12 protein-coding genes are annotated in these 14,776 nt (G+C 69.7%); 2 read left to right on the top strand and 10 right to left on the bottom strand.

The window, feature by feature from the left end; translation table 11 throughout:
• The first annotated feature begins 165 nt into the window (after positions 1-165).
• Complete coding sequence (gene hrpA, locus LDL21_RS14550; RefSeq protein ID WP_225280490.1) at positions 166-4,266, top strand: ATP-dependent RNA helicase HrpA; 4,101 nt, start codon at positions 166-168, stop codon at positions 4,264-4,266.
• A 65-nt stretch (positions 4,267-4,331) separates the two neighbouring features.
• On the opposite strand, the gene nrdR is transcribed toward hrpA, so the two are convergent.
• From nrdR to LDL21_RS14535, 3 genes are all read right to left on the bottom strand, one after another.
• Positions 4,332-4,799 (bottom strand): transcriptional regulator NrdR, encoded by a 468-nt coding sequence (gene nrdR / locus LDL21_RS14545; protein WP_067492770.1) that lies wholly within the window; start codon positions 4,797-4,799, stop codon positions 4,332-4,334.
• 65 nt (positions 4,800-4,864) lie between these two features.
• Entirely contained in the window at positions 4,865-6,082 is a 1,218-nt protein-coding gene (locus LDL21_RS14540) for a hypothetical protein (RefSeq protein WP_225280489.1), read from the bottom strand.
• A 66-nt stretch (positions 6,083-6,148) separates the two neighbouring features.
• Positions 6,149-6,856 (bottom strand): hypothetical protein, encoded by a 708-nt coding sequence (locus tag LDL21_RS14535; RefSeq protein WP_225280488.1) that lies wholly within the window; start codon positions 6,854-6,856, stop codon positions 6,149-6,151.
• 227 nt (positions 6,857-7,083) lie between these two features.
• Between LDL21_RS14535 and lexA the strand changes: the two genes are divergently transcribed.
• Entirely contained in the window at positions 7,084-7,803 is a 720-nt protein-coding gene (gene lexA, locus LDL21_RS14530; RefSeq protein WP_181696961.1) for a transcriptional repressor LexA, read from the top strand.
• Between the two features lie 2 nt (positions 7,804-7,805).
• On the opposite strand, the gene LDL21_RS14525 is transcribed toward lexA, so the two are convergent.
• From LDL21_RS14525 to LDL21_RS14495, 7 genes are all read right to left on the bottom strand, one after another.
• Positions 7,806-8,546: a pirin family protein gene (locus LDL21_RS14525; protein ID WP_225280487.1), complete on the bottom strand. Its 741-nt coding sequence runs from the start codon at positions 8,544-8,546 to the stop codon at positions 7,806-7,808.
• Positions 8,547-8,639: 93 nt separating this feature from the next.
• Positions 8,640-9,512: a lysophospholipid acyltransferase family protein gene (locus LDL21_RS14520; RefSeq protein WP_225280486.1), complete on the bottom strand. Its 873-nt coding sequence runs from the start codon at positions 9,510-9,512 to the stop codon at positions 8,640-8,642.
• 89 nt (positions 9,513-9,601) lie between these two features.
• A complete protein-coding gene (hflX, locus tag LDL21_RS14515; RefSeq protein WP_225280811.1) occupies positions 9,602-11,032 on the bottom strand; it encodes a GTPase HflX in 1,431 nt (476 codons plus the stop codon).
• A 163-nt stretch (positions 11,033-11,195) separates the two neighbouring features.
• Entirely contained in the window at positions 11,196-12,086 is an 891-nt protein-coding gene (gene dapF / locus LDL21_RS14510; RefSeq protein ID WP_225280809.1) for a diaminopimelate epimerase, read from the bottom strand.
• Positions 12,087-12,130: 44 nt separating this feature from the next.
• Positions 12,131-12,967 carry a TrmH family RNA methyltransferase gene (locus tag LDL21_RS14505; protein WP_225280485.1) on the bottom strand — a complete coding sequence of 279 codons (837 nt, stop codon included), beginning with the start codon at positions 12,965-12,967 and terminating at the stop codon, positions 12,131-12,133.
• Positions 12,964-13,890, bottom strand: a complete 927-nt coding sequence (gene miaA, locus LDL21_RS14500) for a tRNA (adenosine(37)-N6)-dimethylallyltransferase MiaA (protein WP_225280484.1) — start codon at positions 13,888-13,890, stop codon at positions 12,964-12,966. Before miaA ends, LDL21_RS14505 begins: the two co-directional genes overlap by 4 nt.
• Positions 13,887-14,642: a class III extradiol ring-cleavage dioxygenase family protein gene (locus tag LDL21_RS14495; RefSeq protein ID WP_225280483.1), complete on the bottom strand. Its 756-nt coding sequence runs from the start codon at positions 14,640-14,642 to the stop codon at positions 13,887-13,889. Before LDL21_RS14495 ends, miaA begins: the two co-directional genes overlap by 4 nt.
• Positions 14,643-14,776 lie beyond the last annotated feature (134 nt).

Below are 14,776 nucleotides of genomic sequence, written 5' to 3'. Positions count from 1 at the left end.
CCTTCGTCGCACCCTCCGGACAGTCCAGAGGCGGGGACGCGCCGAGACCGGTGCTTGGTCATGCCGCATCTTCGCATGAGATGTCGGTGATCCGGGTGAAGCACGCCGCCGACGACGGGCGCGCCGGGAAAACCGGTGGCGTGCTTCGCTAGGCTGGTAGGCGCAATGACCAGGACAGCTAGCACCGGAACCCGCGCGCTGCGCACCCGCCTGGCGGAGGTCTCGCTGCGCGACGAATATCGGCTCCGGCGCAAACTGGACCGGGCGCGCCCCGACGACCTGCCCGCGCTGGACGCCGAGATCGCCACCGCCGAGACTCGCGTGGCGAATCGCCGCGCGGCGGTTCCGTCGATCACCTATCCCGAGCAGCTGCCGGTCTCGGCGCGCCGCGAGGACATCGCCGCCGCCATCGCCGCGAACCAGGTCGTCATCGTGGCCGGTGAGACCGGCTCGGGCAAGACCACCCAGATCCCCAAGATCTGTCTGGAACTCGGTCGCGGTATCCGTGGCACCATCGGGCACACCCAGCCGCGCAGGCTGGCCGCGCGCACGGTCGCCGAACGCATCGCCGAGGAGCTGGGTACCGAACTCGGCGACGTGGTCGGGTACACGGTGCGGTTCACCGATCAGGCCTCGGACCGCACGCTGGTCAAGCTGATGACCGACGGCATCCTGCTCGCCGAGATCCAGCGCGACCGGTTGCTGCGCCGCTACGACACGATCATCATCGACGAGGCACACGAGCGCAGCCTCAATATCGACTTCCTGCTCGGCTACCTGAAGCAGCTGCTGCCGAAACGGCCCGATCTCAAGGTGATCATCACCTCGGCGACCATCGACCCCGAGCTGTTCGCCCGCCATTTCGCCGCCGCCGACGGCACCCCGGCCCCGATCGTCGAGGTGTCGGGCCGGTCCTATCCGGTCGAACTTCGTTATCGCCCCCTGTCTTTGGAGCTGCCGGGCACCGACGACGAGGACGACACCCGCGTCGTCGACCGCGACCCCACCGATGCCATCGGCGACGCGGTCACCGAACTGTTCGCCGAGGGCGACGGTGACGTGCTGGTGTTCCTGTCCGGCGAGCGCGAGATCCGCGACACCGCCGATTCGCTGCGCGACCTGAGACTGCCGCGCACCGAGATCGTCCCCCTGTACGCGCGCCTGTCGGCGGCCGAACAGCACAAGGTGTTCGCCCCGCACACCGGTCGCCGGGTGGTCCTCGCCACCAACGTGGCCGAGACGTCGCTGACCGTGCCTGGCATCCGGTACGTGATCGACCCGGGAACAGCGCGCATCTCCCGCTATTCGATGCGCACCAAGGTGCAGCGGCTGCCGATCGAACCGGTGTCGCAGGCTTCGGCGCGACAGCGTTCGGGTCGATGTGGTCGTGTCGCCGACGGCATCTGCATCCGCCTGTATTCCGAGGACGATTTCGAGTCGCGGCCCGCGTTCACCGAACCGGAGATCCTGCGTACCAATCTGGCCGCGGTCATCCTGCAGATGACCGCGCTCGGCCTCGGCGATATCGAGAGCTTCCCGTTCGTGGAGGCCCCCGACCGGCGTGCGATCCGCGACGGCATCGCCCTGCTCGAGGAACTCGGCGCACTCGCCCACGGCAGCTCCAAAGCTGTCGGTAGCGAAGAACAATCGGGTGGGCATCTCACGCTGACCCCGGTCGGCCGGGAGATGGCCCAACTGCCGGTCGATCCGCGCATGGCCCGCATGCTGGTGGAGGCCAACCGCAACGGCTGCCTCGACGAAGTGCTCGTGATCGTCGCGGCGCTGTCGATCCAGGACGTGCGGGAACGGCCCGTGGAGCATCAGCAGGCCGCCGACACCCAGCATGCCCGCTTCACCGTCGACGGCTCGGACTTCCTGGCCTACCTGCGCCTGTGGGACTACCTGACCGAACAGCGCAAGTCGTTGTCGTCCAACCAGTTCCGCCGTATGTGCCGCGACGAGTTCCTGCACTACCTGCGGATCCGGGAGTGGCAGGACCTGCACGGTCAGCTGCGCACCATCACCCGTGGGCTCGGCTGGGACAGCACGGGCCATCTGCCGTCGGGAGACGGTGGGGCGGGGCCGGGGCGGGGCGGCCGAAAGTCTCGTGGCCGTGGGGCCGGGCAGCCACCAGCCGATGGCCGTCGCTCCGGTGCGAAAGATGCTGCGGGGAACACTGATTCGGCGGTTGCCGAGGCCGAGGCGGCGATGCCGTGGCCGAGCGCGCAGATCCATCAGTCGTTGCTGGCGGGCATGCTCTCGCACCTCGGCGTGCGGGAAGCGGAGTCGCGGGAGTTCCTCGGGGCGCGCAATGCCAAGTTCATGATCTTCCCCGGCTCGTCGCTGGCCAAGAAGCCGCCGCGCTGGGTGATGGCGGCCGAACTGGTGGAGACCTCGCGGCTGTGGGGGCGCATCGCGGCGCGGATCGAACCGGAGTGGGCCGAGCGGCTCGCCGGTGACCTGGTGAAACGCACCTATTCGGAACCGCATTGGTCGGCCAAGCGTGGTGCGGCTCGCGCCTACGAACGGGCCACGCTCTACGGTGTGCCGCTGGTGACCGGCCGCCCCGTCGACTACGGGCGCATCGATCCGGAGCTGTCGCGCGAACTGTTCATCCGCCATGCCCTCGTGCAGGGTGAATGGCAGACCCGGCACGGGTTCTTCGCACGCAACCGTGCGCTCGTCGACGATGTCGCCGACCTCGAGCACCGGGCGCGCCGACGCGACATCCTCGTCGACGACGAGGTGCTGTTCGAGTTCTACGACCAGCGCATTCCCGCCGACATCGTGTCGGTGCGCCACTTCGACTCCTGGTGGCGCAAGGCCGAACGCAAAGACCCAGGGCTGCTGGACTTCTCGACCGACACCGTGGTCAACGCCGGCGCTGCCGCCCTCGACCCCACCGATTTCCCCGATGCGTGGCGTCAGGGGGAACTCTCCTTCCCGCTCACCTATCAGTTCGAGCCGGGCAAGGACGACGACGGCGTCACCGTCCGCATCCCCGTCGAGCAGCTCGCGCACGTGCGCGCGGTGGGCTTCGATTGGCTGGTTCCCGGCATGCGGGAGGAACTCGCGGCCGCCTATATCAAGACGCTGCCGAAGGCATTGCGCCGCGCGGTGGTTCCCGCGCCCGACTTCGCGTCGGCTGCCCTGCGGGGGCTCACACCACGCGCGGAACCGTTGCGGATCGGGTTGGCGCGGGAGCTGTCGCGGCTCGGGTCGGTGACCATCAGCGCCGACGACCTGTCGCCCGCCGCCCTGCCGGACCACCTGCGAATGACCTTCGCCGCTGTCGATCAGAGCGGAAAGGTGCTCGCCAAGAGCAAGAACCTCCCGCAGCTGAAAACCCGGCTGGCCGATCAGGTTTCGGCGTCCGTCGCGCGGGCTACCGCCGGTGCCGAACGCGCGCCTGCGACCGTGTGGACCTCCGAATCGCTCGGTTCCGTCGCACCGACGGTGCGGCGCGAGGTGGCCGGGCAGACCGTCACCGGCTATCCCGCCCTGGTCCCCGAGGGTGAAGGCGTCGCCGTGCGGGTGCTGAGTTCGCCCGCCGAACAGGCCGCCGCCATGCGCGCGGGCGTGCGTACCCTGCTGCTCGCCGCCGTCCCGACCTCCACCCGTGCCGTCACCGCCGGGCTGTCGGCCGCAGACCGGTTGGCTTTGAGCCAGAACCCCGACGGTTCCCTGGACAAGCTCGTGGAGGACTGCCGGGTCGCCGCCGCCGACGAGCTCATCGCTCGCGCCGGTGGTCCGGTGCGCACGCCGGAGGAATTCGACAAGCTCGTCGCCGCCGTTCGCCCGAAACTGGCGGGCACGGTCAGCGAACTGATCCGCCTGGTGACGCCGGTGCTGTCGGCAGCGCATCAGGCCCGCGCCACTCTCGCCGACACCGCCGAGACCGACATCGCCGACGACGTCCGCCATCAACTCGACGACCTGCTGTTCCCCGGATTCGTCGCCGAATGGGGACGCACCCGGCTGCGTGAACTCCCCCGCTACCTGCTCGCCGCCGCCCAGCGCCTCGAGTCGCTGCCCGGTTCGGCGGTGCGCGACCGGCAGGGGATGGTCGAGGTCGACCGGATGCTCGCCGCCTACGACAAACTCGTCCGCAGTCTTCCCGACAACCGCCGCAACGCCCGCGATGTCACCGAGATCTGGTGGATGATCGAGGAATTACGCGTCAGCCTGTTCGCCCAGAAGTTGGGGACCCCGTACCCGGTGTCGACCAAACGCATCGAAAAGGCGATCGCCTCCATCCGCCGTTGACGGGGTGGTTCGGCGAAGAAGTGGGCGAACCGACCCACGGGCAGCACGGGTGCGGCGACGCGGGCTCAGTCGGTGGCTGCGGTAGCGGCGCGAGCAGCGCGCATCTCGGTGATCTCGCGTTCGAAATCGTCTGCGCTGGTGAAGGATCGGTAGACCGAGGCGAAGCGCAGGTAGGCCACTTCGTCGAGATCGCGCAGGGGTCCGAGGATGGCGAGGCCCACCTCGTGGCTGGGGACTTCCGGAGATCCCTTGGCGCGCACCGCGTCCTCGACCTGCTGGGCAAGCAGGTTCAGGGCGTCGTCGTCGACCTCGCGGCCCTGGCAGGCGCGTCGCACACCGACGATCACCTTCTCGCGGCTGAACGGTTCGGTGACACCGCTGCGCTTGACCACCGAAAGCACCGCGGTCTCGACGGTGGTGAACCGGCGCCCGCACGACGGGCAGGAACGTCGGCGGCGAATCGCCGTGCCCTCCTCGACTTCCCGCGAGTCGACGACACGCGAGTCGGGGTGACGGCAATACGGGCAATGCATCCGAGGGGTTCCTTCGTCGGTGCGCAGTTCACTTCGCTACTCCATGACTCTTGACAGGATACCGCTCAGGTATGGGTCACCTGCCACTGCGTGGTCAGGTCCGCGATCACGTCGGGCAGCCGGGCGACCAACCGGCCCCGGTCGAGCTTGCCCGGGAACGGCTCGCGGTACACGGCCACGGCTCGCGCGGGGTCGGTGGCCAGGTCGAGGTGGCGCGGCACCAGATCGGCGGCGAGGTAGGCCCAGCGGTCGGCACGGTCGGCCCAGTTGAACGCGGGCAGCGGCATCCGCAGGCCGAGCCCGCTGCCGGGAAGCGGCGAGCGCACGGTGGCGGGCGCGTACACACCGGGTGCCCGGGCGCCCGCCAGGGCGGGTTTGCCGGCGACGGTGGTGACGTAGGTGAGCACCCGGCCCAGGCCGCCGCGGCCGGCGGCGGTGGCGTCCCACTGCTCGGGCACGATGTGGTTCTGTTCGCGGTCGGCCATGGTCACCAGCGCTTCGGCGAGGCCGGTGCCGTTGTCGATTCCGGCCCAGGCCGCGTGCATGGCGTCGTCGAGCAGGCCCGCAGCATGCATCTCGTCGATCGCCGTCATCCCGTCGGCGAGGTAGGCCTCGTGCATCGGCACCAGATCCGTGAAGATGTGGCGCTGCATGATGATCAGCCTGGTCTGGTACCACGCCAGGTCATCGGCGGTCAGGCGCGGACCGAGCAGGGCGAGCGCGGCGATATCGGGCGGTACGGCGGCGACAAGTTCCGGTGGGGTGGCGCGCAGCAGGTCGGCGACGGCCGTACCGAGTTCGTGGATTCCGGGCACCGACAGCAGGGCGCCGATATCGCCCACGTCGAAGAATCCCGATGCGAACGAGCCGCCCGCGATGCCCGCCAACCCGGCCCAGTAGAAGTCCGGGCGGGCCGCGGCGATGCGGAAGTAGTTCACGTACACGCGGGTGAAGGTGTCCGTGTTGGCTGCCACGCCACGCTCCGGCGCCCAGCCGGCTGGATCGATCCCCGCGTTGTCGGTGGCGACGACGAGCCAATATTGGTGCAGCAGTGTGGAATACCTGCTCGGCGCGATCCCGTCGGCTCTGGCCTGGTCGAGCGCCGTACGCAGTGGTTCGGCGCTCAGGGGTAGCGCCGGATGGATGCCGCCGGCGAATTCACCGTCGTCGTTGACGGCGGGCAGGTCCAGATAGGCGGTGTAGGTGGGTTCGGCCCGGACGAGGGGCGCGGGCGCCACGGCCAGCAGCACACCCAGGAGCAGAACGATCCAAAAGCTGCGCACGTGACCTCGCATCCGTGCCCCGACCGGCCTGCCCGGCAGGGACAATCGTCACGGTAGCAACGCGTTCTAGTTTTGGGGTCGCGTTTCGAACAAGCCGACCTGCGGGTGGTCACCCTGCTGGGAGATGCCGGGCGAGGACTCGGTCCACTCCCCGAAGCTGCCTGCCCGCAGATGCGCCAACCCTAAGAATGTCACCACGATCAACGCGGTCACCAGCGCCGTGAGCGCCAGCGCCGCCAAGCCCGCCTGCGCCTGACGCACCCGCACCATCGGATGGGCACCGCGCGCACGGGAACCGGCCACTCTCGCGTAGAGCGCCTGTTCCGAGCGCGGCCCACGAAATTCCGGCCCCCGATCGGACGCCCGCGCGCCCGCACGCACCCGCCGGGTCGGCGCTTCGATCGTCGACGGGTCACCGACGAGCGCGCGGGTCACGGATCGTGACCGCGCCGACTCCCAGCGGGGCACGGTCGCGAAGGCGAGATCCACCTCGGCTTCGGTGATGTCGAAGGTCCGCGCGCCCCTGGCCCGGAGCTCGGCGCCACGAACCACCTCGGCTTCGCGCGAGCGCCGGACCGGCCCGGCCGGGGCCGAGGGTTGCGGCGGATGCGGGATGAAGCGGGCGGCGACTTCCCGCCGCGCCGCGCTGTTGCGGCCCTGTCCGCGCACGAGCGCGAAAGGACGTGGAGCGCGGGCGGTTCGGCGGCGACGCAGCACCGGTTCGGGGACTTCGGCGGGATCGTAGGAACGCAGGGCGCTGATCGCTGTGCTCATCGGAAGAACCTCCGGGGTGGTGTGCTCCGCTGGATGAAAGGGCAGGTGAGGCGACGATGACCGAACCTGTTCGAACACCTGTGCGACGAACTGATGTTCGATTTCTACCACGCGGCGGCGCGCATGTCAGCACGAAACGCCCGACATGCTCGAACAGATGTTTGATACTTCGGCGTGGCCCGACTAGCGTGAGAGAGGCGAATTCGACAAGCGGAAGGGCGGGACAGGTGACCCACACAGACGACACGGGTGACGAAAGCGCTACCGGCACCGTCACATCGGGATCCGGCGCGGATCTCACCGTGCGTCAGCGCACGGTCCTCGAGGTCATCCGCTCCTCGGTGACCGAACGCGGCTACCCGCCGAGCATCCGCGAGATCGGCGACGCGGTCGGGCTCACCTCCACCTCCTCGGTGGCCCATCAGCTGCGCGCCCTGGAGCGCAAGGGCTACCTGCGCCGCGACCCGAACCGGCCGCGCGCGGTGAATGTGCGCGGACTCGACGAAGCGGTGCGCGCGGTCACCACCCTGCCCGCCGAACCCGTGGACGACGTGGCCGATCCGAGCCGCCCCACCCCCACCTTCGTTCCGGTCCTCGGCCGGATCGCCGCCGGTGGGCCGATTTTGGCCGAGCAGGCGGTGGAGGAAGTGTTCCCGCTGCCGCGCGAACTCGTCGGCGACGGGTCGCTGTTCCTGCTCAAGGTCGTCGGCCAGTCGATGGTCGATGCCGCGATCTGTGACGGCGACTGGGTGGTCGTGCGTCAGCAGAACGTCGCCGAGGGCGGCGACATCGTCGCGGCCATGATCGACGGCGAGGCGACCGTGAAGACCTTCAAGCGCACCGGCAAAGACGTGTGGCTGATGCCACACAACCCACATTTCGAACCGATCCCAGGAAACGACGCGCAAATCCTGGGGAAAGTCGTCACCGTCATCCGCAAAGTCTGAGGTCAGCGGCTCGCCGCCGCGTCCATCTCCCAGATCAGCACCTCGGCGGGCGTCGTCGCCGTCACGCGGTGACCGCCCGTCGCGGTGAGCCGGACGGCGTCGCCCTGCCCGAGTGCGCCGTGGTTCTCGTAGTCGACGCCGCCCCGGGCGATGAACACGTGACCGTACGGTGCGTCGGGAACGGTGATGCTGTGTCCCGGATCCAGCCGGGCGACATGGAAAGTGGCGTGGCGGTTGCCGATTCCGATCGCGGCGTCGCCGCGATACCTCGGCATGCCGGAGGCCACCGGCACCAGCGAGTTGCGGCGCAACGCACCGTCGACGTCGAGTTCCTGATAGCTCGGCGGCGCGCCGAGAGTGTCCGGTGGGATCCACATCTGCACCACGTGCAGCCGTTCGCGTTCCGTCCAGCCTGCGCCGTTGCGTTCGGAATGCAGGATGCCGGTACCCGCACTCATCCGTTGCGCGAGGCCGGGCCGGATCAATCCCGAGTTGCCTGCCGAATCCTGGTGCACCACTGTGCCTTCCAGCACCCAGGTCAAGATCTCGGTGTCACGGTGCTGATGTGTGTCGAAGCCCTCGCCGGGGTCGACGATGTCCTCGTTGTGCACAAGCAGCAGCCCGTGCGCGTAGTCCTCGAGCACGAAATTGCCGGTCACGGGGAACGACTGGCGCGAGTCGAGCCACTCGGTGCGCCAGTACCTGCGGTTCGCAGCCGGAATCACCTGCACCTGTGCCGCCATCGACCTCGCCTCTCGCTATTCGGACCTTGGTCCGTATAGCGCGTAACGCGAGGTGAGCGGTGGGTATTCCGCGAACGCCCACCGCTCGGGCGGTCAGAAGGGCAGCGCGCTACGCAATCGGCCGATCAGACCGCGGCCGGTATCGCGCTCACGTTCGGAGAACAGGAACTGCAGTTCCTCCTCCAGGCTCTTCTGCACCACGTCACGCAGGTCGGCGGCAGCGCTGTCGATGTCGTCGGCACCGAGCCACGGGGTGGGATCGATCGGGGTACCCGCCGAGTAGTAGAACCGTTCCGGGCGCGGAATCGGGGTCGGCCCGATGCCCTTCACCAGCGGCGGGTTCAGCTCGGGGTTGATACCGAGTAATTGACACGTCCACCGCAGCGGCGACATCACGGGATGCTGGCCGTCGAAGACGATGTCGAAGGCATCGTCGATACCGATCATCGCCAACGGCACGATGGGGACGCCGGCCTGGATCGCCATCCGCGCGAAGCCGGTGCGGCCCTCCCACTTGAGCACATACTTCTCCCCCTTGCGGCGGATCGCCTCACGACCGCCGCCGGGAAACACCACCACCGCCTCGCCGCGTTCGAGCAGCGCGAGGCAGTTCGACCTGGTACCGCGCACCGCACCGAAACGGTGCAGGATTTCCCGCACACCCGGCACCATCAGCACATGCTCGGCCAGGCCACGCACCAGCCGCCCACGCTCCCGCAGGATGGCGGGCATCAGCAGCGGCGCATCGATCCCGCCGAGCAGGTTGTGGTTGGCCACGATCAACACCGGGCCCTCGGCCGGAATGTTCTCCAAACCGTAGAAGCGCGGACTGGCCCAGGCACGCACCGGTGCGAACACCGCCTCGAAGGCCCGGATCTCCCACTCGCTCGGCGCCGGATCCAACGGCGCGCCATCGCTGAGAACGTGATCGCCCTGCTCGATTTCGTTCTTCTGGTCGTTCGACATAACACCCTCCTGCTGTCGACAATCGACCATAGCGTCCGAATATGGCTGTGTCGCATCGGTGTCAGCCGCAAACGAGCGGCAACCCGCCGCTAGCGACCGGCCGACTCCGCAGGCCCGGAATGGGCGAATTCCGACAGGGCCGCCGCCAGCGCGTGTGGCACCCGAGCGCGCACGCGGGTGCCGCCCTCCTCGTGATCGGAGGAGATGATCCGGCCGTCGGCGTGGATGCGGGCGAGCAGGTCGCCGCGGCTGTAGGGCAGCAGCACACTGATGTCGACATCGAGCCCGCCGAGTACCTCGGACAGGCGTTCGCGCAGCTCCTCGATGCCTGCCCCGGTGCGGGCCGACACGAACGCGGCGCCCGGCAGCAGCCCGCGCAGGCGGGTGAGCTCGTCGGGGTCGGCGGCGTCGATCTTGTTGACCACCAGCAGCTCCGGTGGAGCCGCCGTGCCCTGCTCCTTGATCACGTCGGTGATGACCTCGCGCACCGCGCGGATCTGCTCGAGCGGCAACGGGTCGGACCCGTCGACCACATGCAGCAGCAAGTCGGCGCCGGTGACCTCTTCCAGGGTGGACCGGAACGCCTCGACCAGCTGGGTGGGCAGGTGACGGACGAAGCCGACGGTGTCGGTGAACACCATCTCGCGACCGTCGTCGAGCGCGGCCCGGCGGGTGGTCGGATCGAGGGTGGCGAACAGGGCGTCCTGCACCAGCAGACCCGCGCCGGTCAGGGAGTTCATCAGGCTGGACTTGCCCGCGTTGGTGTAGCCGACGATGGCCACGGCGGGCACCCCGCTGGCGCTGCGGCGCGCGCGCATGGTGTCGCGTGCGGTCTTCATCTCGCGAATCTCGCGGCGCAACTTGGCCATTCGCTCACGAATGCGGCGGCGGTCGGTTTCGATCTTGGTCTCACCGGGACCACGCAGACCGACACCGCCGTTGGAGCCGGCGCGACCACCGGCCTGTCGTGACATCGACTCACCCCAGCCACGCAGCCGCGGCAGCATGTATTCCATCTGGGCGAGCGCGACCTGGGCCTTACCCTCGCGGGAGGTGGCATGCTGGGCGAAGATGTCGAGGATCAGTGCGGTGCGGTCGATGACCTTCACCTTCACGACCTTCTCCAGCGCGGTGAGCTGGGCGGGGGTGAGTTCACCGTCGCAGATCACGGTGTCGGCGCCGGTGTCGAGAACGACGGTGCGCAGTTCCTCGGCCTTGCCGGAACCGATGTAGGTGGCCGGGTCGGGCTTGTCGCGGCGCTGGATGAGGCCTTCGAGGACTTCCGAGCCCGCGGTCTCGGCCAATGCGGCCAGCTCGACCATGCTCGCCTCGGCCTGCGCGGCGCTGCCGGTGGTCCACACACCGACCAGCACGACCCGTTCCAGGCGCAGCTGGCGGTATTCGACCTCGGTGATGTCGGTGAGCTCGGTGGACAGGCCCGCGACGCGACGCAGCGAGGTGCGTTCGTCGAGCTGCATCTCACCGACGGTCGGTTCGGGTGACCAGCCCGGGCGCTGCATCCGTGCCGCGTGGCGGGCCAGCGCGTCGTCGACGTCGCCGCGGTCGGCGGCCACGTCGGCATCGGCCGCGGTGGTGTCGCGGTCCGATGTGGTGTCTGAGGGTACTTCTGGTTTCGTCATACGCCTTCCATGCTGCCACGTCACAGTGACACGGCGCATCCGGTTATCGGTTGGCCTGCGCGTTCCACCAGTCGCGCGACAGTGTGCCCGCAGCGAGCAGCACCGAGGGGCCGCGCATCCAGGCACGGCCGTTGTCGATGGTGACGCGCACCTGCCCGCCCGGTACGCGCACGGTGACCTCGCCCCGGCCCGACCCGACCGGCACACCGGCGGCGGTCAGCGCGGCGGCCGCTGCGGCGACGGTTCCGGTTCCGCAGGAGCGGGTCTCGCCGACACCGCGCTCGTAGACGCGCATGTCGACGGCGTTGTCGGGGCCGAGCGCGGTGAGGATCTCGACATTGACGCCGTGCGGGAACAGGTCGGGATCGAAGCCGGGCGACACGGTGAGATCGAGCTTGGCCAGCGCGTCGGCGGTCAGGCTCTCGTCGACGCAGGCCAGGTGCGGATTGCCCACATCGATGCCGATTCCGGACAGCGCCCAGCCGGCCAGGGTCGCGGTGGAGCTGCCGAGTTCACGCACAGCGCCCATGTCGACGGTGACCTCGCCGTCGACGGGGCCCGCGGTGTGCACCTCGACGGGTCGCCCGCCCGCGCGGCTGCCGACGACGTACTCGGTGCGGGTTTCCAGGCCGGTGGCATTGAGGTAGTGGGCGAACACGCGGGTGCCGTTGCCGCACATCTCGGCGATCGACCCGTCGGCATTGCGGTAGTCCATGAACCAGTCGTCGGCGCCGACACCGTCGGGCAGGGTGTCGAGCACGCCGGCCTCGCGCAGGGCGCCCGCCTTGGCGACGCGCAGCACACCGTCGGCGCCGAGGCCGCGACGGCGGTCGCACAGGGCGGCGACGCGGTCGGCGTTCAGGTCGAGACGCACCTCGAGGTCGGGCAGCACCACGAAATCGTTCTGGGTGCCGTGGCCCTTGCTGAATTCGATGTCGGACACGTCCGCCATTGTCCCCTGTGCGGGCGACGATCCCGTCATCGGGCGAAGGTGCGGCGCTGCCGGGCGATCTCGTACAGGCCGATCGCGCCGGCCGACGGGGCGCCGAGCGAGCTCGCGGTGCCGCCCATCGGGATGGTCACCAGGTCGTCGCAGGCTTGCGACCAGGCCGAACTCATGCCGGTGGTCTCGTTGCCGACCACCAGGATGGTGGCCTCGGTGAAGTCGTAGTCGTAGATGGTCGACGGCGCGTGTTCGTCGGTGCCCACGATGCGGGTGGGGATACCGCGCGCCACCTGCCGGTCACGGAACTCCACGACCTGGGCGGCACCCGACGCGCGGAGCACGGGCACGGCGAACAGCGACCCGGTGGAGGCGCGCACGGCCTGCGGGTCGAACTGGTCGGCGCCGTGGCCGGTGACGATCACGCCCGATGCCCCGAAGGCGTCGGCCGACCGGATGAGGGTGCCGAGGTTGCCGGGCGAGTTGGGCCGGTCGAAGACCACGACGACCGGGAAGTCCTCGCCCGGTTCGCCGGGCGCGTAGGTGTCCAGGTCGGGCTGACGCGAATGGGCGACGGCCACGATCTCGGGAATCGTGCCCGACTTCTCCCCCAGCTCGGCCATCAGTTCGGGGACCAGACCCACCTGCGGCACATCGGTGGTGTCGAGTAGTTCCCGCGCCCAGCTCGACAGATCGGGCGTGCCGAGCCGGTAGAGCAGCGTCTCCAGGGGCCAGTCGTTGGCCAGGGCCTGGGTGATGGGGCGCACGCCCTGCACGAGGAAGCGGCCGTCGCGATGACGTTTGGTCCGGTTGTTGAGGTAGGCCTGCCACACCTGCACCGAGGCGTTGCGGGTACTCACTCGTCGGGTCACTGCGCGGTCCGTCCTGTCTGTTCGTCGAGCAGGGTGAGCGTGGTGGCGGCGAGGTCGGGGTCGGCGCCGTCGACCCAGGTCACCCTGGGGTCGCGGCGGAACCACGAGCGCTGCCGTCGCACATAGCGGCGGGTGCCGATGAGGGTGCGTTCGCGGGCGTGCGCGAGATCGTATTCGCCGTCGAGGTAGGCCAGCACCTGGGCGTACCCGATCGCGCGGCGTGCGGTCTGGCCGTCGCGCAGTCCGGCATCGAGCAGGGTGCGGACCTCCTCGACCAGGCCGGAGTCGAACATGTGCGCGGTGCGGGCCTCGATGCGGGCGTCGAGGGCGGCGGTCTCCCGGTCGACGCCGATGATGACGGTGTCCCAGCGCGGTGCGCCGATGGTCGGAGCCGAGGCGGCGAACGGTTTGCCGGTGAGTTCGACGACTTCCAGTGCGCGGACCATCCGTCGCCCGTCGGTGGGCAGGATGGTGTCGGCCGCGACCGGGTCGGCCGCCCGCAGCGCCGCGTGCACGGCCGCGACTCCACCGTCGGCCAGCACCGCTTCCCAGCGGGCGCGCACGTCGGGGTCGGTGGCCGGGAAGTCCCACTGGTCGAGCAGTGCCTGCACGTACATCATCGACCCGCCGACGACCACCGGGGTGCGGCCGCGCGCCATGATGTCTTCCACGATGTCGCTTGCCGCGCTCTGGTAGGCAGCGACCGTGGCGGTCTCGGTGACGTCGAGAACGTCGAGGAGGTGGTGCGCGATGCCACGCCGCTGCGCGGGCGGCAGTTTCGCGGTACCGACGTCCATGCCGCGGTACAGCTGCATCGCGTCGATGTTGACGATTTCGCCGTCGAGCCGTTCGGCCAGGTCGAGGGCCAGATCGGACTTCCCGGTCGCGGTGGGTCCGACGACCGCGATGGGGCGCTTCGTCATCGGCCGACCTCCCACACGCTCACGTCGTAGCCCACGCCGTACGGTGCGCCCTGGTAGAGGGTGCGAACCGGCGGGTCGGCCGGGTCGGTGGCGAACAGGCCGCCGAGCGCCTGGTAGGCGGCGCGACCGTCGACCCGCAATTGCGCACACAGGTCGGGGTCGAGTGCGGCGAGCCCTGCTCGGGAGCCCTCGCGCAGGGCGGCGTCCAGAGCGGTTTGGAACGGGTCGGCGCGCTCGTCGAGGTAGCCCGGGGATTTGAGGGTGAGGGTCGCGGCTCCGTCGGCGACGACGAGCACCGCCCACGGCGCCGGATCGGCGTCGAGTTCGGCGCGCAGGTCGGTGCCGAAGCGGGCGCACTCCCCCGGTGCCGTGTCGGCGGCGATCACTCGCGCCCGTACGGAAACACCCGGCGCGGCCTGCTCCCGCAACCACGCGGCGATCAGGACGGGCAGCGGAAGCTGGGGGTCTGCCGGTGCGTCGACGCTCGCGCCCGGGCCGAGATCGACGACGACATCGGCGCCGAAGCCACGGAAAGTCCCGCGCACACCGGGGTCGAAGGTTTCGGCCCGCGCACCGGCGCCGACGACGACCCAGCGATCGGCGCGGGCGGCGAGCGTGGCGGCGGCCTCGAGCGCGGCCGCGCGCAACACCACCACCGGCTCGTCGGGAGCATCGCCGGAGGCCACCTGGTGTCCGCACAGTTGTGGCACCAGCATCGGCGGCGACGGGACCAGGGCCGCTATCGAGAACACGACGTAACCGTAGCCGCACCGGTAGCACGCGCCCGCATCCGGCGCAGGAGGAGCGCACCGGGGTCAGCGAGTGTCCGGCGCCGTGATGCCCCGCGAGATTGCTAGTGTTTTCTGATGCGACCACCCCCGTCGTC

Origin of the sequence: Nocardia rosealba (assembly GCF_020216065.1) — a bacterium.
In the GTDB taxonomy this organism is placed as follows: domain Bacteria; phylum Actinomycetota; class Actinomycetes; order Mycobacteriales; family Mycobacteriaceae; genus Nocardia; species Nocardia rosealba.
This window is presented reverse-complemented; position numbering and strand designations above follow the sequence as displayed.